Source organism: Brevundimonas sp. UBA2503 (genome assembly GCF_002341485.1).
Lineage (GTDB): Bacteria > Pseudomonadota > Alphaproteobacteria > Caulobacterales > Caulobacteraceae > Brevundimonas > Brevundimonas halotolerans.
Map to the genome: position 1 here is coordinate 171,756 of NZ_DDOD01000007.1, position 19,451 is coordinate 191,206.

Consider the following 19,451-nt stretch of genomic DNA (forward strand, 5'->3'; position numbering starts at 1 on the left):
AATCTCTCCCGGATCAAACGCGTTCGATGACGGTGGCGGTGCCCATGCCGCCGCCGATGCACAGGGTGGCCAGCGCCGTGGTCTTGTCCGAGCGTTCCAGCTCGTCCAGCACGGTGCCGAGGATCATGGCCCCGGTGGCGCCCAGCGGGTGGCCCATGGCGATGGCACCGCCGCAGACGTTGATCTTGTCGTGATCGATATCGAGCGCCTGCATGTAGCGCAGCACCACGGCGGCAAAGGCCTCGTTCAGCTCATAGAGGTCGATGTCGGTCGACTTCATGCCCAGCTTGCCGAGCAGCTTGTTGGTCACGAACTCGGGCCCGGTCAGCATGATCGAGGGCTCCGAGCCGATCGAGGCGGCGCCGACAATGCGGGCGCGGGGCTTGAGGCCCAGCGCCTTGCCGGCTTCCAGCGTGCCGATCAGCACCCCGGCCGAGCCGTCAACGATGCCCGAGCTGTTGCCCGGGGTGTGGACGTGATTGACGCGCGCCACCTCGGGGTAGCGCTGCTGGATCACGGCGTCGAAGGCCATGTCGCCCATCATCTGGAACGAGGGGTTGAGCCCGCCCAGCGTCTGCATGTCGGTGTTGGGACGGATGGTCTCGTCGTGGTTGAGGATGGTCAGGCCAAGCTGATCCTTGACCGGCACGACCGAGCCCTTGAACCGGCCCTCGGCCCACGACCGGGCGGCGCGCTTGTGGCTCTCGACCGAATAGGCGTCGACGTCGGCGCGCGAGAAGCCCCATTTGGAGGCGATCATGTCGGCCGAAACGCCTTGCGGCACGAAATAGGTCTTGAAGGCCGAGGTCGGATCGACCGGCCAGGCCCCGCCGTCCGAGCCCATGGGCACGCGGCTCATGGCCTCGATGCCGCCGCCGACGGCCATGTCGGCCTCGCCGGACTTGACCTTGGCCGCCGCCATGTTCACGGCCTCAAGGCCCGAGGCGCAGAAGCGGTTGACCTGGACGCCCGCCGTGGTCTCGGCCCAGCCGGCGTTCATCACGGCCGTGCGGGCGATGTCGGCGCCCTGCTCGCCCACGGGCGAGACGCAGCCGAGGATGACGTCATCGACCTTGGACGTGTCGAGCCCGTTCCGGTCACGCAGGGCTTCCAGCACCTGGGTGGCCAGCGACAGGGCGGTGATTTCGTGAAGGCTGCCGTCCTTCTTGCCCTTGCCGCGCGGGGTGCGGACGGCGTCGTAGATATAGGCCTCGGTCATCGGCTGTCTCTCTTCATTTGCGCCCTAACGCTCGCCGCGCGGCGGCTCGCTGCTTGAGGGCGAGGGTAGGCATGGGTTCGGAATCGAAACGTGGGCGTCAGAAACCCTACGTTTACGTCAACGTCAAGTAACAATGCGGCGACGGCCGTCCTCCGCGAAGGGGACGACCGTCGAAACGTCTGTGCCTTCAGGGGCGGTAGAGCCGGACCAGCTTGCCGTTCGACTCATCGGTGATGGCCCAGACTGCGCCATCCGGCCCGACCGCCACATCGCGGATGCGGTCGCCCAGATCGGTCAGCAGGCGCTCCTCGCCGACCACGCGGCCGTCGTCGATCACCAGCCGGGCGATGTGCTTTTGCCCCAGGGCCGCGACCAGAAGATTGCCCTGCCAGCCAGGGAACATGGCCCCGTCGTAGAGGGTCATGCCGCCGGGCGCGATCACCGGATCCCAGTAATAGACGGGCTGTTCGATATCCTCGCGGGCGGTGACGCCCTCGCCGACCGCACCACCGCGATATTCGACCCCGTAGGTCACTTCGGGCCAACCATAGTTGAGGCCGGCACTCGCCCGATTGATTTCATCGCCGCCGCGCGGGCCGTGCTCGACCGACCAGACCGCGCCGTCTTCGGCAATCGTGATGCCCTGCGGATTGCGGTGGCCATAGGTCCAGATCTCGGGCTGAGCTCCGGCCTGGCCGACGAAGGGGTTGTCCTCGGGGACGGTGCCGTCGGCATTGATGCGGATGGTCTTGCCGTAGTGCGAGCCCAGGTCCTGGGCCTGATCCCGCACGGCAGCGTCGGACCGCTCGCCCACAGTGATGAACAGCTTGCCGTCCGGCGCAAACGCCAGCGAGGAGCCATAGTGTTTGTCGCCGTCATAGCTGGGCAGGGCCCGGAAGATCACCTGCGCATTCTCGACGCGGGTACCGTCCGCCGACAGTGCGCCGCGCGCCACCGCTGTGCCATTGCCGCCGTCGCGCGGCTCGGCATAGCTCCAGTAGATCATGCGATCACTGGCAAAGTCGGGGCCCGTCACGATATCCAGCAGACCGCCCTGCCCCCGCGCATCGACGTCGGGCAGGCCCGCGATTGGCTCACCCACTTGACCGTCGGCCGTAATGATCCGCAGGCGGCCCGGGCGTTCGGTGACCAGCCAGTTGCCATCAGGCATGAGCGCCATGCCCCAGGGTTCGACCAGACCATCCGCCACCACCGTGTGACTGAGCTGGCCTTCGGTCACGACGCCGGGCGCCCGGGTCTGGTTCTCGAAGGCCGGCTGCTGGTCCGGGGCATTTGCGGGCCGGGTCTCGACAGGGTCGCCCGGCTCGGCAGGGCTGGCGCCGACCGTGCCGGTGACATTGCAGGCGGCCATCAGAACAGCGAGCGAGGCGGCTGCCATCAAACGACCGGCGTGCGAGGCCTTGCGACGGAGGGGGGCTGCGGAAGAGGGCATGTCAAATCCTGGGTCAGAGCGGAAACGAGGCTTCACCATAATACGTTCGCGGGCAGGCGCTGTTCCGAAAAGGAGACGCTTGAACCCGGACCGTCAGGCCTATATAGCGACGCGTCTCGCGAAGGCCGATCCTATTGGCCCCGCGATCCGGTGATTCCGGGCTGGGTAGCTCAGCTGGTTAGAGCGGTGGATTCATAACCCACAGGTCGGCGGTTCAAGTCCGCCTCCAGCCACCATCATCTTCTGAAGGCAGGGCGGTTCAGAGACCGCGACAGGTCTGGCGGACGCGCATGGCCATCTGACGGTCGCCTTCCTCCAGCGCCATGGCGCGAGCTTCCCGGCAGCGGCCCAGATCGACCAGGGCGCCGACCCGATAGGCCAGATCGACCCTTTCGGCGCCGTGCCGCTCCACCAGTGACTGCTCGCTGAGGGCCGCATCCATGCGCGCGCTCTCGCTTTCGTACAGGAAAAGGTACTGGCCCTGGGTCAGTCGGCCTGTGGGCGCACCGACCCGTCCGGTCGACGGTCCCCATATCTGCGGGCGCGCACCGCTTCCGGCGCCCCCCGTGCTCTGGGCCGAGGCCGATCCGGCCATGACCAGCGCAGCCAGCCCAGCAAACCCCGCCACGAAATAACGCGTCTGCATGTCAACCTCCCGTTCCCGAGTGGGAATGAGAACACCCGAACATTGATATTTGCAACCTCTGCCATTGGCCCGACGTTCTGGACGCATCATCCATCCGGAAGGGACTCCCTCATGATCAAACGCACTCTGACGATCGTCGCCGCCGCTTCGGCCCTCGCCCTCGGCATGGCCGCCTGTACCGAGGCCGAGCAGCAAGAGACCGAAGCCAACGCCGAACAGGCCGGTGACGCCATCGGTGACGCCGCAGCCGAAGCCGGTGAGGTGATCGAGTCCGGCGCCATGAGCGCGGCCAATGCGATCGAGGAAGGCGCCGGCAACCTCGCCAACGAGCTTGAGGAAAATCAGGCTGAAGCCGCTGCTGAGGGTCGCGAAGGCGCGGTCAATCCTGCCACCGGCGAACGCGTCGAATAGGCCTCAGGACTCTGCCAGAAGGGCGTCGACCAGGGCCCGGGCTTCGGCACTGGCCCAGTCGGCCTCGCCCGCAAAGGTCGCACGGATACGCCCCTGACGGTCCAACAGGATCGTCTGGGGCATCTTGCCCGATTCCGGAAACAGGAACGGCAGGCGGAAGCTCTTGTCCGAATAGAAGGGCAGCGGCTCATGCACATCGAGGAAGCTCTTGGCATCGGCGATGGCATCGTCGCCGGAATCGACATTGATCGGCAGGACCAGCAGGTCCGTGCCCTCATAGGCCGAGGCCAGGGTCGCGAGGGTCGGCATCTCCGTGCGACACGGGGCGCACCACATGGCCCACAGATTGACCACCACCACCTTGCCCCGGAAGTCGGCAAAGCTGGCGGCCTCGCCCTCGCGGTCGACAAAGCCGTAGTCCGGGGCGGGCACGAGGTCGGCCGGCGCAGACAGGCGCGTCAGGGGGCCCTTGGCATAGACCGACAGTTCGCTTTGCGCGGGACCGGCCGCGTCGGCAGCGGTCGCGCCTTTGGACCCCGGGACAATATGCGGATATAGCAACACGCCACCGGCGATCAGGGCGACCAGAACCGCCGCGCCGATGGCCAGAGCCGTCTTTACAGAACCCTTGATATCCGAGCCTAACGCCATGTCCCGGCCTACATCTCCTGACGCCGCTGTCCCTGCATCCGGAGCGACTTCGGAAAAGACCCTATGGGGTGGACGCTTTTCCGCCAAGCCTGATGCGGTGATGCAGGCCATCAATGTGTCAATTGGCGTCGATCAGCGCCTCTGGCCGCAGGATCTGGCGGGGTCGCGCGCCCATTGTCGCATGCTGGCGGAGCGCAGGATCATTTCGGCCGAGGCGGCAGAAGCCATCCTGGGCGGGCTGGACACCATCGAGGCCGAGATCCGGGACGGCCGCTTTCCCTTCCGGGACCAGTACGAAGACATCCACATGAACGTCGAGGCGCGGCTGGCCGAGCTGATCGGCGAGGCCTCCGGCCGGCTGCACACGGCGCGCAGCCGCAATGATCAGGTGGCGACCGACTTCCGCCTGTGGGTGCGCGACGCCTGCGATCATACGGTCGATCAGCTGAAGGCGCTGCAATCGGCCCTGCTGGACAAGGCCGAAGCCCATGCCGGGGACCTGATGCCCGGCTTTACCCATCTGCAGCCGGCCCAGCCGGTGACCTTTGGCCATCATCTGATGGCCTATGTCGAGATGTTCGGACGGGACGCCTCGCGCTTTGCCGATGCCCGGGCACGCATGAATGAGAGCCCGCTGGGCGCCGCAGCCCTTGCAGGGTCGCCCTTTCCCATCGACCGCCAGATGACGGCCTCGGCGCTCGGCTTTGACCGGCCCATGGCCAATTCGCTGGACGCCGTGTCCGACCGGGACTTTGCGCTGGAGAGCCTGGCCGCCGCCAGCATCTGCGCCGGACACCTGTCGCGTCTGGCCGAAGAGATCGTCATCTGGATGACGCCCCAGTTCGGCTTCGTCACCCTGCCGGACCATCTGACGACCGGCTCGTCGATCATGCCGCAGAAGCGCAACCCGGACGCCGCCGAACTGGTGCGCGCCAAGACGGGCCGGATCATGGGCTCGCTGGTCGCGCTGTCGACCGTCATGAAGGGCCTGCCACTGGCCTATTCCAAGGACATGCAGGAGGACAAGCCGCCGGTGTTCGAGGCGTTCGACGCGCTGGATCTGGCGTTGGTGGCCATGACCGCCATGGTCGCGGCCCTGAAGCCGGACACCGGACGCATGCGGGCCGCGGCCGGTTCAGGCTTTTCCACCGCGACCGATCTGGCCGACTGGGTGGTGCGCGAACTGGACCTGCCCTTCCGTCAGGCGCACCACATCACCGGCGCGGCGGTCAAGCGGGCCGAGGCCCTGGGCGTGGACCTGGCGCAACTGCCGCTGGACGAACTGACCGCAATCGAGCCCGGAATCACCTCCGAGGTTTACAAGGTGCTGTCGCCTGAGGCTTCCTGTGACAGTCGCCGCAGCTATGGTGGCACGGCGCCGGAGCAGGTCCGCGCGCGCATCGCCGAATGGAAGACGCGACTGTCATGACCGTTTCGAACCGCATTGCCATTCTGGGGCTGGCCAGCCTGATGCTGGCCGGGACCGCCGCCTGTGGCCGGATGGCCGATCTGGAAGCCCCGCCCGAGCGTCGCACCGAGCGCGGCATGCGCGATGCTGGCGCCCCCAATCTGGACGAACCGGCGACGGTCAACCGGCCCTCAACCCAGCAGCCGATCGACGGCGGTCCGAGCAATCCCTATTCGGGCGGCGGCAGCCCGCTTTCCTGACCATCTGAGGTCGCCCTCCTCCCCGAGACGACGTGGACCATTTTCGCTACATCGACGGCGCTCTCCATGCGGAAGGCGTGCCGCTGGCCGCCCTTGCAGATGAGGTCGGCACGCCGGCCTATGTCTATTCGACCGCGACGCTGAGCCGGCACTATCAGGTGTTCCGCGAGGCCTTGCAGGCGCAGGGACCCGCCCTTGGCCGGTCGCTGATCGCCTTTGCGGTCAAGGCCAACAGCAATCTGTCGGTGCTGGCGACGCTGGGGCGGCTGGGCGCGGGGGCCGATACCGTCTCGGAGGGCGAAATCCGACGCGCGCTGGCAGCGGGCATTCCGGCCGATCGCATCATCTTCTCGGGCGTGGGCAAGACCGACGCGGAGCTGGCCTTTGCCCTTGAGACCGGCGTGCGTCAGATCAATGTCGAGTCCGGCCCGGAGCTGGAGCGGCTGGAGCGGATTGCTGAGGCCGTCGGCATTCGGCCTGACATCGCCATCCGGGTGAACCCGGGCGTCGGCGCAGGCGGGCATGCCAAGATCACGACAGGCGGCGGGGGCGACAAGTTCGGCGTGCCGGTCGAGGAGGCGCTGTCCCTCTATGCCCGCGCGGCCGCGAACGGACGGGTGCGGCCCGTGGGCCTGGCCTGTCATATCGGGAGCCAGATTCTGGACCTTGCCCCCCTGCGAGATGCCTTCGGCGTGCTGGCGGACATGACCCGTCGGCTACGCGCGGACGTCCATTCCGTCCGGGTTCTGGACCTCGGCGGAGGCCTGGGCGTGCCCTATGAGCCGGGGCTGACACCGCCCGACCCCGCGACCTATGCGGCCATGGTCGGCGAGGCGATGGCGGGGCTGGACGTGGACACCGTCTTCGAGCCCGGGCGTCTGCTGGTCGCCAATGCCGGGGTGCTGCTGGCCCGGGTCATTCATGTGAATGTGCGGCCGGACGGGCGGCGCTTTCTGGTGCTGGATGCCGCCATGAACGACCTGATGCGGCCGGCGCTGTACGACGCCTTCCACCCGCTTTTGCCGGTGACGGATGAGGGCCGGGCCGAGGGCCTGTATGACGTCGTCGGACCGGTCTGCGAAACCGGGGACACCTTTGCCCGCGACCGGCTCCTGCCCGAGCTCAGGGCTGGAGACCTTGTCGCCTTCAAGGGCGCCGGGGCCTATGGGGCCGCCATGGCCAGTGAATACAACAGCCGCCCGCTGGTGCCCGAAGTGCTGGTGGACGGTGACCGCTTCGCCGTGGTCCGGCCCCGGCCGGATTACGAGGCCATGCTGGCGCGCGAGACCGTCGCGCCCTGGCTGGCGGACTGACGCCTCAGTCCAGGGTGCAGATGTCGGGCAGGCCACGCCAGGCGCCGCCGTGGTCGAGGCCATAGCCGACCAGAAAGCGGTTGGGGGCCTCCCAGCCGACGAAGTCCGGTTCCGGCGCGCGCGGCAGGGGCCAGGGTTTACGCGCAAAGACAGCGGTCAGCACCCCGGCGGCGCCGGCCTCGCGGACCAGCCGCACCGATTCCGCCAGCGACAGGCCGGTGTCGAACACATCATCGAGGATCAGCACCTTGCGGCCCTCGACCGAACGCTGCAGCGGCGCGCGCACCTCGATCCGCCCCTTGCTCTCCTTGCCGTCGCCGTACGAGGCCAGCCACAGGGCATCGAAGCGCAGATGGCGGCCGTGCCGGGCCAGCGCCCGGGTCAGATCGGCGGCGAACCAAAGCCCCCCGGTCAACAACACCACGGCCACGGTCTCGTCATCTACATGGGGGGCGATGCGCTGCGCCAGATCCTCGACCACGGCGGCCACGCCGGCCTGATCGAGCAGGACAGACGGGGCGGGACGGTCGGAGGAGGGATCGGCCATGCGGGGCCGATAACGCCTAATGGGTGGCGCTGTCGAGCGGTACGGCCGCGACGGGCGTCAGTTCTGCCGGCATGTCCGAGGTCAAGGCCCGGGCGGGCCGTAGCGACGGGGCCGCCTCGGACGCCGCTCCGGGGGCCGTCTCGTGAGCGGTCGAGACGGGGTGGGCGGACGCCTCCGCTTCATGACCTGCGGGCGCCGCATGGTCTGCGGGCGTTTCCTCGCGAGCGGGGGGTCGCTGGACCGGAACCGGGGCGGGCGGGGCGTCCAGCACAAAGTCGACGCCGACGCCGGTGGCCTTTCCGCCCGGATCCGCGAGAACGACGGCAAAGCCTGACACCTGGCCCGGCAGGACGGGCGCGCCATCCGTGCGGACCACCGCATGGGCGATCTCGGCACCGTGGTCGTCCAGCAGGGCGACCCGTATGGCAGGCGCGACGATCTCGCGGTCACGGACATTGCGCAGCGCCCCCGACACCATGACCTTGTCCGGGGTTTCCGGCAGGGCACGGGCGCCGACGGCCTCGAATTCCAGCCCGGTGACATTCACGGGCATGCCGACGGCGGCATAGGCCACAGCCGTGCGCGGCAGGATATCGACCACCTCGACCCGGAACAGCCAGGCCCCGGCGAGGAGGCCGAGGAAGATGCTGGCGACCCCGGCCCAGACCGCGCCGTGCATGGCGGCGCGGCGGGTTCGGCGGGCAGTTTCAGCGCGCGCGCGGTAGGCCTTGGGAAGTTCGGGGGCCGGGGTTTCCGCCAGGCTCTCCCGCGCCGGGGCCGGGGTCTCAACCGGTGCAGGGGCGGTCGCCACCGGAACTGCCTCGGCCTCGAGCTCGAGCGGTTCGTCTGGCATGGCGTGCCAGCTGTGGGCACAGGACTGGCAGCGCACGGTGCGCCCGCGTGAGCCGAGCGCCGTATCGGGCACGAAATAGCTGGTGGCGCAGGCAGGGCAGGTCAGTATCATGGGCGATGACCGCAAGGCATGCCGCGTTGCGCCCCCCGGAGCGACCCCGCGCCCCGTTGACCCCTATCCCGGCTTCCCTGACCTGTATTCGATGTGACCCGCACGATCGCCGCCTCTGACATGTCCAGCCCGACCGATGGCCCCCGAGGCGAAGCCGGCTGGCCGGTGCGCCTGAGAGGCGTGACGTTCGGCCACGCCGGACGCCCCGACCTGTTGCGGGGTATCGATCTCACTGTGACGACGGGCTCTTTCAACTTCCTTACCGGGCGGTCCGGAGCGGGCAAGAGTCTGCTGATCGGGATGATGGCCGGACTGGTCCGTCCGGATGCGGGCCAGGTGGTGCTGTTCGGACAGGACCGGGCCGAGCTGCGCGGTCGCGAGGCCCGGGGGCTGCGACGCCGGATCGGCCTGATCGCCCAGGACGACCCGCTGCTGGCGCACATGAGCGTCGCCGACAGCCTGGCCGTGACCCTGCGCGTGACCGCCGAAGTCCCCCGGGGGCGCGCGGCGGATCTGGCGGCTATGCTGGACTTCGTTGGCCTGTCCGACATGGCCGACCGCCCTGCGGGCACGCTGTCGCGCGCCGAGCGGCGACTGGTGGCGCTGGCGCGAGCGATGATGACGGGCCCCGAGCTGATCCTGGCGGATGAACCGCTGGCCGGGCTGGACGCGGCCTCGGCCAAACGCATGCTGGGCCTGCTGCGGACCCTGAACCGGCAGGGCGCGACCGTAATCATGACCCGCGACGGCGACGGGCCGGGCGCGGAGGTCCGCAAGGGCGACCGGCGGCTGCACCTCGAGGCCGGTCGCCTGGTCGAGCCGGAGCGGACGCGATGAGGCGCCCTGCCCTGTTGATCGGGCCGGAGCTTTGGCCGAACGGCGGCGCGACCCGGCGGCTGGGTCTGGTCGTGCTGACCGTGCTGAGCCTGCTGACGGCGCTGGCCCTGCTGGCCCATGTGGGCGCCAGCCGCGCGGCCGGCGACTGGGCCAGCGCGGTGAGCCGTGAGGCCACCGCCCTGATTCGCCCCCGGGCCGACGAGAGCGGGGCGACCGCCGCTGCCCGCGCCGCCGAAGCGCTCGCCGGGGTGCGCGGCGTGCAAGAGGCCGTGGCGCTGGAGCGGGCCGAGGCCGAGGCCCTGTTGCGCCCCTGGCTGGGCGAGGCGGATCTGGCGACCCTGCCCCTGCCCCAGCTGGTGCGGCTGAGGCTGGACCCGGCCGAGCCCGCCAGCGCCATCAGCCTGAACCGGGCGCTGGCCGAGGCCGGGGTCGACGGGACGGTCGACGACCACAGCCTGTGGCGCGAGGACTTCACCGCCGCCGCGCGCGGGGTGCGCGACCTGACGCTGCTGGCCGTGCTGGTCGCCGGCCTGCTGACCGCCACCGCCATCGTGCTGAGCGCGCGGCAGGCCGTTGAGAGCCGGTCGGGTGCGCTGCAGGCCCTGCGACTGGCGGGCGCGGACGACCCGGCCCTGACCTTCCTCGCCCAGTGGCATCTGGGGCGGGACGCAGCCCTGGCCGGGGCGGTCGGGGCGGGGCTGGCCCTGCTGGCCGGGCTGGGGCTGGCGCTGGCGCCCTTGACGGGCACGCTGGGCCGGGTGTTTCCGCTGATCCTCACCGATCCGGTGTGGCTGGCGCCCTGGCCGCTGGTGACGGCGGTCGTGGCCGTGGTGGCCGCGCGGGTGTCGATCCGACTGTGGCTTGGCAGGCAGCGGGGCGGGGGCTAGTTAAGGATGATGCGCTTTCTGGCCCTCTTCGGCATTCTCGCTCTCGTCTGGCTGGTCGGGCTGTTCGCCTTCGCCGACCGGGTGCGGAGTTATAGCCCGGCGGATGATCCCGCCCGGGCGGACGGAATCGTCGTCCTGACCGGCCCGTCATCGACCCGGGTCGATGCCGCCGTGCGCCTGCTGGAGAACGGCAAGGGCGACCGGTTGCTGATCTCGGGCGTCAACCGCCAGGTGCAGAAGGCCGAGCTGAAGGCCGTGACGCCCGGCTCAAACCGGCTGTTCGCCTGCTGCGTCGACCTGGGGTTCGAGGCCGAGAACACCATGGGCAATGCCCGCGAGATCGGCCGCTGGGCCCGGTCGAACGGCTATGACAGCCTGATCGTGGTGACCTCGGACTATCACATGCCGCGCAGCCTGGTGGAGATCCGCAGCGCCCTGCCCGGCGTCGAGCTGACCCCCTATGCCGTCAAGACGCCCGAGCTGGACGACCGGGGCTGGTGGCGGGCGGCGGTCACAGCCCGGCGTATGACACTGGAATATATGAAGTATCTGACCGTCATGGTGCGCGAGGGCGTGCGGCGCATCAGCGGCGACCGCTCGGCCGACGCGGTCCAGGGCGTGGCCGAGGAAGCCGCGAAGAAGGCCCGCGAGTGACCACGCTGCGGTCCCTGATCTTTGTCGCCTGGCTGTATCTGTCGATGGCGATCTTTGCCCTGTTCATGTCGCCCGTGCTGCTGTTCGGGCGCGACCCCTCGATGGTCGTGATCCGCATGTGGGGCGCCTTTGTGCTGTTCGGCCTGCGCTGGATCTGTGGCGTGCGGGTCGAGGTCAGGGGTCTTGAGCACCGGCCCTCGGGCCCCGCCCTGATCGCCGGCAAGCACCAGGGCATGCTGGATGTGATTGCCCCCTTCACCTTCCTTACGGACCCCTGTTACATCATGAAGAAGGAGCTGATCGTGCTGCCCTTCTTCGGCTGGTTCGCGGCCCGGACCAATATGATCGCCATCGACCGCTCGGCCCATTCGGCGGCCCTCAAGGGCATGGTCCGTCAGGCCCGGATCCGCCACGCCGAGGGACGCCAGATCCTGATCTTCCCCGAGGGCACCCGCACCGCCCCCGGCGCGCCGCCTGACTACAAGCCCGGCATCGCCGCCCTGTACCGCGACCTCGACTGCGCCTGCGTGCCCATGGCCACCAATGCGGGCCAGCACTGGCCGGCCCACGGCTTCAGACGCACCCCCGGCACCGTGGTCTATGAGTTCCTGCCCGCCATCCCCGCCGGGCTGAAGCGCGACGCCTTCATGGCGCGGCTGGAGGCCGAACTGGAAGCGGCCTCGACGAAGCTGCTGGGGTAGGCTCACCCGCCCCCCGCCCGCTTCGCCACGACCACGGCGCGGTCCAGCGCCTGCAGGAAGGCCGAACGGTCGCGCGGGCCGAACGGCGGCGGGCCCGACGTCGCCACCCCCATGCCGCGCAGATGCTCGCCCACCATCCGCCCGGCCAGGGCCGAGCCGATCGAGTCGGGCGTGAAGGCCGAGCCATTGGGCCTGAGCGCCTGGGCCCCGGCCTTGAGACAGCGGTCGGCCAGCGGGATGTCGCTGGTCACCACAATATCGCCCGGCCCCGCCCGCTCGGCGATCCAGTCATCGGCGACATCCGGCCCGGCCTCGACCACCACCTGTTCGATGAAGGGCGCGCGGCGTGTGTTGATCCAGCCGTTCGAGACGACAAAGGCCTTGAACCCCACCCGCTCGGCCACGCGGAAACACTCCTCCTTCACGGGGCAGGCGTCGGCGTCGATGAAGAGGGTGTGCATGGGGGGTGACTAGTGAGTGGTGAGTGGCGAGTGGCGAGTGGCGAGTGGCGAGAAAGACCGTCTGAACCGTCTGAATAGTCTGGAATGGGGTTCGGGGTGGGGAAATCAGACGGTGAAAAAAACCGTCTGAACCGTCTGAATGGTCTGAACCGTCTGAATGGTCTGGATGGGCTCCGGGGTCTGCGGCTGGGACGGGGAGTCTACCACGGCGTGGGGGTGTGCTGATAAGATTGGAGTAAGCCTCCACCCTGCTTTCGTCATCCTCCGGCGAGCGAAGCGAGACCGGGGGACCCAGCGGCACGCGATAGCGTGAATCTGTTCAACACGCAGCGCGCGGCGCCTTTCGCCTCCGCTTCGCTACGGCGCCGCTGGGTCCCCCGATCTGCGCCGCTACGCGGCTTGTCGGAGGATGACGAAAGCAAGGGAGGGGGTCAGTCGGGCTCTTCGGGCGGGGTCCAGTCCGGGTCGTGCACCGGGAACCAGTCGGCGGCTAGATCGCGCCAGTTGGGATTGTCCGTCTCGATGAGGGCCAGCTTCCAGTCGCGCATCCACTTCTTGATGCGGCGCTCGCGCTTGATGGCATCGGTGACCCAGGTGTGCCGCTCGAACCAGACCAGTTGGTGGCAGTCGTTCTCGTCGGTAAAGCCCGGAAAGGCGCGGGTTTTGTGCTTCCAGACCCGGCTTTCGAGGTTGGACGTCGAACCCGTGTAGATCGTCCCGTTGCGCCCACTCGCCATGATGTAGGTGGCGATGAAGGTGCGGTGCGTTCCCATGCGCTGAAACTAACGCCGTCTTTTGCGATCGTCACCAGCCCCGATCCGCGCTCGCTCTTCTACTTTCGTCATGGCCCGGCTTGACCGGGCCACCCAGCGGCGCCGAAGGCGATCTGTTCGGGTAGCGCGGCCCGCGTCCTGCCTGTGAAAGCTTCGCGCTCCCGCGCGCCGCTGGGTCCCCCGGTCTGCGCCGCCTGCGGCGGCTTGCCGGAGGATGACGAAAGAGGGGGAGAGGGAGTCACGACTTGACCCCTCCCTCGCCCGTCGGGATCATGGCCCATGCCCAGACCGGTTGTCCTTGTTCGCCATGATCCCGCGTGGGCCGCGCGGGCGGAGGGGCTGATCGCAGAGCTCGTCGCGGCCGTGCCGGGGGTGTTCGGGGCGGTGCATCATATGGGCTCGACGGCCATTCCGGGGCTGCCCGCCAAGCCGGTGATCGATCTGCTGGCCGAGGTCGAGGGTCTGGAGGTGCTCGAGGGCGCGCGCGGGACGCTGGCCGGGCTGGGCTGGCGCTGGCGGGGCGAGAACGGGCTGGCGGGGCGGCGCTATTTCACCCGCGACGATCCGGAGACCGGCACCCGCGCCGCCCACCTGCATGTCTATGCGTGCGGAGACCCGGCGATTGCCTGGCATCTGGCCTTCCGCGACCGCCTGCGCGCCGAGCCCGCCACGGCGGACGCCTATGCGCAGGAAAAGGCCCGCTGCGCCGCCCTCCACCCCGACGACAGCGCGGCCTACACCGCCTGCAAACAGGCCTGGACGGATGCCGTGGCGGCGGAGGCGGTGCGGGGGTGGATGGGGCGTTAGTCTTCTTCAGGCGGCGGGGTCCAGTCCAGGTCGTTCTCGGGGAACCAGTCGGCAGCCAGATCGCGCCATTCGGGGTTGTGCGCCTCGATCAAAGCCAGCTTCCAGTCACGCATCCACTTTTTGAGACGGCGCTCGCGCTTGATGGCATCGGTGACCGAGGTGTGCCGCTCGAACCAGACCAGTTGATCGCAATCATTCTCGTCGGTGAAGCCCGGAAAGGCGCGGGTTTTGTGCTTCCACACCCGGCTTTCGAGGTTGGAGGTCGAGCCCGTGTAGATCGTCCCGTTGCGCCCGCTCGCCATGATGTAGGTGGCGATAAAGGTGCGGTGGGTTCCCATACGCCAAAGCTAACGCCGTTTTTTGGGAACGTCACCAGCCCCGATCCGCGCTCGCCCTTCTACTTTCGTCATGGCCCGGCTTGACCGGGCCACCCAGCGGCGCCGAAGGCGATCTGTTCGGGTAGCGCGGCCCGCGTCCTGCCTGTGAAAGCTTCGCGCTCCCGCGCGCCGCTGGGTCCCCCGGTCTGCGCCGCCTGCGGCGGCTTGCCGGAGGATGACGAAAGGGGGGATGGCCGTGTGTCCTCGTTTCTATATCCCCGTTTCTGACACTCAGTGCGGGCCCGGTGCTTCGTAGAACTCCTCGTCAAACTCAGTCGCCACATGGGCCTTGTGGCTCAATTTGAAATCGCGGGAATAGCCGCCGTATTGAGGTGTGCCCCACCCGTGCCACGCCATCGCAAAACGCCAGCCGTCCTCGCGGATCACGACGTCCTCTTGATCCAAGAGGCGCGCCAGCATTACTTCCGCTTGATCCGACGGCATGGCCCGCTCAAGCAGCGCGCGCACCATGGCATAGAAGCGCACGTCGGACTGGGCCGTGTCGTTTCGATTGCTGGCGTGCAGGATGAGCACCAGCCGCGTTACCGCGAACTCGGTTCCGGACAAATAGTAGGAGACGTTGTCCGGCAGGAAACCATCGCCGAGCTTCACGACTGTCGCTTCCGCCCGCCATTCGCCGAAGCTGGGATGCCAGTCCTTCGCAAGGACGCCATCTTCTTTCAGAAAGCAAATCGCATCGTGCGGGGACCAACCTAACTCCGCAGACGTAACGGGTGGGTTCTTTTCACGGCGCTTGAGGCGTTTGATGAGGGAGATCGCCTCTTCGACGCCTCTGCGATCCTCAATGTCGTTCATCTTTAGATCGCGGGCGAGCCGCTTCATGCCGTCCAAGTCATATCCGAACGCCCAAAGTGCTCGCCGCTGCGCGTAGGCCGCGAGATCGGGTCTTTTCCACATGATCTTGAGCGACGTGAAGATCGTCTCGTGCGTCATCAGGACGGCGAGGGCGAACAGGAAAGGAATAAAGGCGATCGACAAGATGATCGGGGCCGCGAACTCGCGCAGCGTGTTCCAACTCAGGAAGGTGAACGGAGCGGCGAGAATCTCACGCGTTCCCCAAGCGAGGTAACCAAGGCCAGCGATCGCCAGGATCCACAACAGTGGTTTCACAAGAATCTCGCCGCCCTTCAGGGTCGGTGCCATCGCCACTATCAAGGCGATAAAGGTGAGCGGCACTGGCAGGATCAGCTCGGCCCATAACGGGAAGCTGCCGAATTCGGCGATGAACGTGATTGCGGCAGTCAGACTGAGAGCGTCCAGAAGCAACCTGCGAACCGGGTGCTTTTCCTCGCCGATTCGCTGGGCTTCCCACAGCGAAGCAAAGCCTACCGTCAACCACCACAGAACCGTGGTTTTGAGGTTGGACCATTCCCACGCATTCAGTTTCGCCAGCAGCGTGACGATGAGGATCGTGTAGGCCGTCATGGCGAGAAAAACCCGCTGCAATGGCCATGCGAAGAACATCCGGATCACGCTCAATCCACCTAAGCGCGTTCGCTTCCAGAGCAGAAGTCCAGACCCGATGACGCCCAACCAGATAAGCGCCGCGAGCTCTCTGGTGTTTAAGTCGAAGCCGAAACCGGCAGGATCGAATTCGCTGAGATTCATCAGGCGCGACTACCTTCTCTCATAGAGCGCCATTAGTGCCGGATAGAAGGCCCTAATGCACCCGCGCCTTCCCGATCTCCAGCCCGCCATCCGCCCCCGCTGACACGGCGATCACGCTCCCGTCCTCGATCTCGCCGGCCAGCAGTTTCCTTGCGATCGGGTCGACCAGCTCCTTCTGGATGACGCGTTTGAGGGGGCGGGCGCCGTAGACGGGGTCGTAGCCCTTGTCGGCGAGCCAGGCGGCGGCGGTGTCGTCGAGGGCCAGGGTCAGGCGGCGGTCGGCCAGCAGTTTTTCGAAGCGGGCCAGCTGGATGCGGACGATGCCGCCCATCTGGGCGCGGCCGAGGCGCTGGAACAGGACGATTTCGTCGATGCGGTTGACGAACTCGGGCCGGAAGTGGGCGCGGACGGCCTCCATCACCATGGGGCGGACGGCATCCACGGTGTCGCCTTCGCCCTGATAGGCCAGGGCGTCGGAGCCGAGGTTGGAGGTCATGATGATCAGGGTGTTCTTGAAGTCGATGGTGCGGCCCTGGCTGTCGGTCAGGCGGCCGTCGTCGAGCACCTGGAGGAGCACGTTGAAGACGTCGGGGTGGGCCTTTTCCACCTCGTCGAACAGCACGACCTGATAGGGGCGCCTGCGGACCGCCTCGGTCAGGGCCCCGCCCTCGTCATAGCCGACATAGCCGGGAGGGGCGCCGATCAGGCGGCTGACGGCGTGCTTTTCCATATATTCCGACATGTCGATGCGGGTGATGGCGGCCTCGTCATCGAACAGGAATTCGGCCAGCGCCTTGGTCAGCTCGGTCTTGCCGACGCCGGTGGGGCCGAGGAACAGGAAGGAGCCGAGCGGGCGGTTGGGGTCGTTGAGGCCCGCGCGGGCCCGGCGGACGGCATCGGAGACGGCGGTCAGGGCCTCGTCCTGGCCGACCACGCGGCGGGCCAGGGCGTCTTCCATGGTCAGCAGTTTTTCGCGTTCGCCCTCGAGCATCTTGTCGACGGGCACGCCGGTCCAGCGGGAGACGACGGCGGCGATCTGTTCGGCGTCGACGACTTCGGGGGTCAGGGGGCCAGCCTTGTCGGCCTCATTGGCCTCGGCCTCGTCCAGCTGGCGCTCGATCTGGGGGATCTGGCCATAGGCGATTTCGGAGGCGCGGCCGAGGTCGCCAGTCCGCTGGGCGGTGACCAGTTCGGCGCGCAGGCGGTCCAGCGTCTCGCGCAGCTGGGCGCCCTGGCCGACCTTGTCCTTTTCCGCCTTCCAGCGGGCGGTGAGGGCGTCGGACTCGGACTGGAGGTCGTCGATTTCAGACTCCAGTTTCTCCAGCCGGGATTTTGAGCCGGCGTCGGATTCCTTTTTCAGGGCCTCGCGCTCGATCTTGAGCTGGACCAGACGGCGGTCGATTTCGTCCAGCGCCTCGGGCTTGGAGTCGACCGCCATGCGGACGCGCGACGCGGCCTCGTCGATCAGATCGATGGCCTTGTCCGGCAGGAAGCGGTCGGTGATGTAGCGGTTCGACAGGGTCGCGGCCGCGACGATGGCGCTGTCGGAAATGCGCACGCCGTGGTGGACCTCATACTTCTCCTTGAGGCCGCGCAGGATGGAGACGGTGTCCTCGACCGAGGGCTCCTCGACGAAGACGGGCTGGAATCGGCGGGCGAGGGCCGCGTCCTTTTCCACGTGCTTGCGGTATTCATCCAGCGTGGTGGCGCCGACGCAGTGCAGCTCGCCCCGGGCAAGCGCAGGCTTGAGCAGGTTGGAGGCGTCCATGGCGCCGTCGCCCTTTCCGGCGCCGACCAGGGTGTGCATTTCGTCGATGAACAGGACGATCTGGCCCTCGGCGGCCGAGACCTCGTTCAGCACCGCCTTGAGCCGTTCCTCGAACTCGCCGCGGTATTTGGCGCCGGCGATCAGGGCGCCCATGTCGAGCGACAGGACCTTCTTGTCCTTGAGCGACTCCGGCACGTCGCCATTGACGATGCGCAGCGCCAGACCCTCGACGATGGCGGTCTTGCCGACGCCGGGCTCGCCGATCAGGACGGGGTTGTTCTTGGTGCGGCGGGCGAGGACCTGAATGGTGCGGCGGATTTCCTCATCGCGACCGATGACCGGATCGACCTTGCCGTCGCGGGCGGCCTGGGTCAGGTCCCGGGCATAGCGTTTGAGGGCATCATAAGCGTCTTCGGCCCCGGCGCTGTCGGCGGTCTGGCCCTTGCGCAGTTCGGTGATGGCGGCCTCGAGGGCATCCGGCGTGGCGCCGACCGAGGCGAGCACCGTGGCTGCGACGCCGCCGTCCTTGGCGATGGCGCTGAGCAGGCGCTCGGTGGTGACGAACTGGTCGCCGGCCTTTTTGGCGGAGGCCTCGGCCGTGGCAAAGACGCGGGCGGTGTCGCCGTCGAGGTACAGCTGGCCCGAGCCGCCGGACACCTGGGCGCGCTTGGACAGGGCCGTTTCGACGGCGCGCTCGGCCTTGGCCGCGTCGCCGCCGGCGGCCGTGATCAGATTGCGGGCCAGGCCGTCGCGTTCCTCCAGCAGCACCTTGAGCAGGTGTTCGGGCGCGAACTGCTGATGCCGGCGGGCCAGCGCCAGCGACTGGGCGGCCTGGACGGCGGATTTGGCGCGGTCGGAGTAGAGGTCGAGGTTCATCTGTGGTCATCCCCTGGATCAGGCAGATCCGGCCCGCTGCCCTTGATGCAAGCGACACGCCAGCCGGTCACCCCCGAAATGGGTGTGGCCGATCCGCAACGCAAGAGGTGGGGACGCCGGTCTGCGCAGCCGCTATGCAGGCGACCGGAGATCCCCGCCCATGCCCCTGCTGTCCCTGTTCGAGCCGACCGTGATCCTGCCGTTTCTGGTGGCGGTGGCGCTGGTCGAGCTGACGCCGGGGCCGAACATGGGCTGGCTGGCGCTGATCGCGGCGGGCCGGGGACGGACGGCGGCGCTGGCGGCCGTGGCCGGGGTGACGCTGGGGCTGGCGATCTGGATGCTGGCCGCCGTGGTCGGGGTGGCGACGCTGGTGATCCAGTGGCCCTGGCTGTTCCAGATCATCCGCTGGGCCGGGGTCGGTTGGCTGCTCTGGCTGGCGTGGGAAGCCTGGCGGGGGGCGGACACCATGGCGGGAGAGGCCGTCGAGGGACGGCGCCGCGACCTGTTCCTGAAGGGGCTGGCGGCCAATCTGCTCAATCCCAAGGCGGCGGTCTTCTATTCGGCGCTGCTGCCGACCTTCATCCGGCCCGGGGCGGGGTTGCCGGTGGCGCAGGCGCTGACGCTGGGCGGGCTGCATCTGGCGGTGGCGACCACCATCCACGGCCTGATCGTGGTGACGGCGGCGGGCGCCGGCGGTCCCCTGCTGCGACGGCTGGAAGGGCCGCTGGCGCGCGGCGTGATGGGCGGCGGTATCCTGCTGGTCGCCCTGTGGATGGCGTGGGAGACGCGCTAGGTTCTGGACTCATAAG

General features: G+C 68.2%; 21 protein-coding genes and 1 tRNA gene. 11 read left to right on the top strand and 11 right to left on the bottom strand.

What is annotated here, in order from left to right:
- Window positions 1-13: 13 nt before the first annotated feature.
- A complete protein-coding gene (locus tag B4K74_RS02535; protein ID WP_123288245.1) occupies window positions 14-1,219 on the bottom strand; it encodes an acetyl-CoA C-acetyltransferase in 1,206 nt (401 codons plus the stop codon).
- A gap of 187 nt (window positions 1,220-1,406) precedes the next feature.
- Window positions 1,407-2,672 (bottom strand): PQQ-dependent sugar dehydrogenase, encoded by a 1,266-nt coding sequence (locus B4K74_RS02540; RefSeq protein WP_286691621.1) that lies wholly within the window; start codon window positions 2,670-2,672, stop codon window positions 1,407-1,409.
- 159 nt (window positions 2,673-2,831) lie between these two features.
- On the opposite strand from B4K74_RS02540, the gene B4K74_RS02545 reads away from it, so the two are divergent.
- Window positions 2,832-2,908, top strand: a tRNA-Met gene (locus B4K74_RS02545).
- A gap of 23 nt (window positions 2,909-2,931) precedes the next feature.
- Here B4K74_RS02545 and B4K74_RS02550 read toward each other — a convergent pair.
- Complete coding sequence (locus B4K74_RS02550; RefSeq protein WP_123288247.1) at window positions 2,932-3,318, bottom strand: hypothetical protein; 387 nt, start codon at window positions 3,316-3,318, stop codon at window positions 2,932-2,934.
- A 111-nt stretch (window positions 3,319-3,429) separates the two neighbouring features.
- On the opposite strand from B4K74_RS02550, the gene B4K74_RS02555 reads away from it, so the two are divergent.
- Window positions 3,430-3,729 (top strand): hypothetical protein, encoded by a 300-nt coding sequence (locus B4K74_RS02555; protein ID WP_286691622.1) that lies wholly within the window; start codon window positions 3,430-3,432, stop codon window positions 3,727-3,729.
- A 3-nt stretch (window positions 3,730-3,732) separates the two neighbouring features.
- Here B4K74_RS02555 and B4K74_RS02560 read toward each other — a convergent pair whose 3' ends face one another.
- Window positions 3,733-4,380, bottom strand: a complete 648-nt coding sequence (locus B4K74_RS02560) for a TlpA family protein disulfide reductase (RefSeq protein ID WP_286691623.1) — start codon at window positions 4,378-4,380, stop codon at window positions 3,733-3,735.
- Here B4K74_RS02560 and argH point away from each other — a divergent pair.
- The 3 genes from argH to lysA are packed head-to-tail and all read left to right on the top strand — an operon-like array spanning window position 4,379 to window position 7,361.
- On the top strand, window positions 4,379-5,809 hold the full coding sequence (argH, locus tag B4K74_RS02565; protein WP_286691624.1) for an argininosuccinate lyase: 1,431 nt from the start codon (window positions 4,379-4,381) through the stop codon (window positions 5,807-5,809). The two genes, B4K74_RS02560 and argH, sit on opposite strands and share 2 nt — an antisense overlap.
- Window positions 5,806-6,048, top strand: coding sequence for a hypothetical protein (locus tag B4K74_RS02570; RefSeq protein ID WP_123288251.1), 243 nt, complete (start codon window positions 5,806-5,808; stop codon window positions 6,046-6,048). Before argH ends, B4K74_RS02570 begins: the two co-directional genes overlap by 4 nt.
- A gap of 32 nt (window positions 6,049-6,080) precedes the next feature.
- A complete protein-coding gene (gene lysA, locus B4K74_RS02575; protein ID WP_286691625.1) occupies window positions 6,081-7,361 on the top strand; it encodes a diaminopimelate decarboxylase in 1,281 nt (426 codons plus the stop codon).
- Between the two features lie 4 nt (window positions 7,362-7,365).
- Here the strand turns inward: lysA and B4K74_RS02580 are convergent, their stop codons facing one another.
- Complete coding sequence (locus B4K74_RS02580) at window positions 7,366-7,908, bottom strand: phosphoribosyltransferase (protein ID WP_286691626.1); 543 nt, start codon at window positions 7,906-7,908, stop codon at window positions 7,366-7,368.
- A 16-nt stretch (window positions 7,909-7,924) separates the two neighbouring features.
- On the bottom strand, window positions 7,925-8,872 hold the full coding sequence (locus B4K74_RS02585; protein WP_286691627.1) for an MJ0042-type zinc finger domain-containing protein: 948 nt from the start codon (window positions 8,870-8,872) through the stop codon (window positions 7,925-7,927).
- 93 nt (window positions 8,873-8,965) lie between these two features.
- Between B4K74_RS02585 and B4K74_RS02590 the strand changes: the two genes are divergently transcribed.
- Genes B4K74_RS02590 through B4K74_RS02605 form a run of 4 tightly spaced genes read left to right on the top strand, consistent with a single transcriptional unit; the run spans window position 8,966 to window position 11,951 of the window.
- Entirely contained in the window at window positions 8,966-9,709 is a 744-nt protein-coding gene (locus B4K74_RS02590) for a cell division ATP-binding protein FtsE (RefSeq protein WP_286691628.1), read from the top strand.
- Window positions 9,706-10,596: an ABC transporter permease gene (locus B4K74_RS02595; RefSeq protein WP_286691629.1), complete on the top strand. Its 891-nt coding sequence runs from the start codon at window positions 9,706-9,708 to the stop codon at window positions 10,594-10,596. The genes B4K74_RS02590 and B4K74_RS02595 overlap by 4 nt, the downstream gene beginning before the upstream one ends.
- Window positions 10,597-10,605: 9 nt before the next feature.
- The gene (locus B4K74_RS02600) at window positions 10,606-11,250 is read left to right on the top strand and encodes a YdcF family protein (protein WP_286691643.1); all 645 of its coding nucleotides are present in this window, start codon (window positions 10,606-10,608) and stop codon (window positions 11,248-11,250) included.
- Window positions 11,247-11,951 carry a lysophospholipid acyltransferase family protein gene (locus B4K74_RS02605; protein WP_286691630.1) on the top strand — a complete coding sequence of 235 codons (705 nt, stop codon included), beginning with the start codon at window positions 11,247-11,249 and terminating at the stop codon, window positions 11,949-11,951. The genes B4K74_RS02600 and B4K74_RS02605 overlap by 4 nt, the downstream gene beginning before the upstream one ends.
- A gap of 2 nt (window positions 11,952-11,953) precedes the next feature.
- Here the strand turns inward: B4K74_RS02605 and B4K74_RS02610 are convergent, their stop codons facing one another.
- Entirely contained in the window at window positions 11,954-12,412 is a 459-nt protein-coding gene (locus B4K74_RS02610; protein WP_286691631.1) for a YaiI/YqxD family protein, read from the bottom strand.
- 431 nt (window positions 12,413-12,843) lie between these two features.
- Complete coding sequence (locus B4K74_RS02615) at window positions 12,844-13,185, bottom strand: GIY-YIG nuclease family protein (RefSeq protein ID WP_286691632.1); 342 nt, start codon at window positions 13,183-13,185, stop codon at window positions 12,844-12,846.
- 279 nt (window positions 13,186-13,464) lie between these two features.
- Between B4K74_RS02615 and B4K74_RS02620 the strand changes: the two genes are divergently transcribed.
- Window positions 13,465-13,992 carry a GrpB family protein gene (locus B4K74_RS02620; RefSeq protein WP_286691633.1) on the top strand — a complete coding sequence of 176 codons (528 nt, stop codon included), beginning with the start codon at window positions 13,465-13,467 and terminating at the stop codon, window positions 13,990-13,992.
- Here B4K74_RS02620 and B4K74_RS02625 read toward each other — a convergent pair.
- From B4K74_RS02625 to clpB, 3 genes are all read right to left on the bottom strand, one after another.
- Entirely contained in the window at window positions 13,989-14,330 is a 342-nt protein-coding gene (locus B4K74_RS02625) for a GIY-YIG nuclease family protein (protein ID WP_286691634.1), read from the bottom strand. The genes B4K74_RS02620 and B4K74_RS02625 overlap by 4 nt on opposite strands.
- Window positions 14,331-14,600: 270 nt before the next feature.
- Entirely contained in the window at window positions 14,601-15,998 is a 1,398-nt protein-coding gene (locus B4K74_RS02630; protein WP_286691635.1) for a hypothetical protein, read from the bottom strand.
- Between the two features lie 52 nt (window positions 15,999-16,050).
- The gene (clpB, locus tag B4K74_RS02635; RefSeq protein WP_286691636.1) at window positions 16,051-18,642 is read right to left on the bottom strand and encodes an ATP-dependent chaperone ClpB; all 2,592 of its coding nucleotides are present in this window, start codon (window positions 18,640-18,642) and stop codon (window positions 16,051-16,053) included.
- A gap of 160 nt (window positions 18,643-18,802) precedes the next feature.
- Here clpB and B4K74_RS02640 point away from each other — a divergent pair, with 160 nt between their 5' ends.
- Window positions 18,803-19,435: a LysE family translocator gene (locus B4K74_RS02640; protein ID WP_286691637.1), complete on the top strand. Its 633-nt coding sequence runs from the start codon at window positions 18,803-18,805 to the stop codon at window positions 19,433-19,435.
- Window positions 19,436-19,451 lie beyond the last annotated feature (16 nt).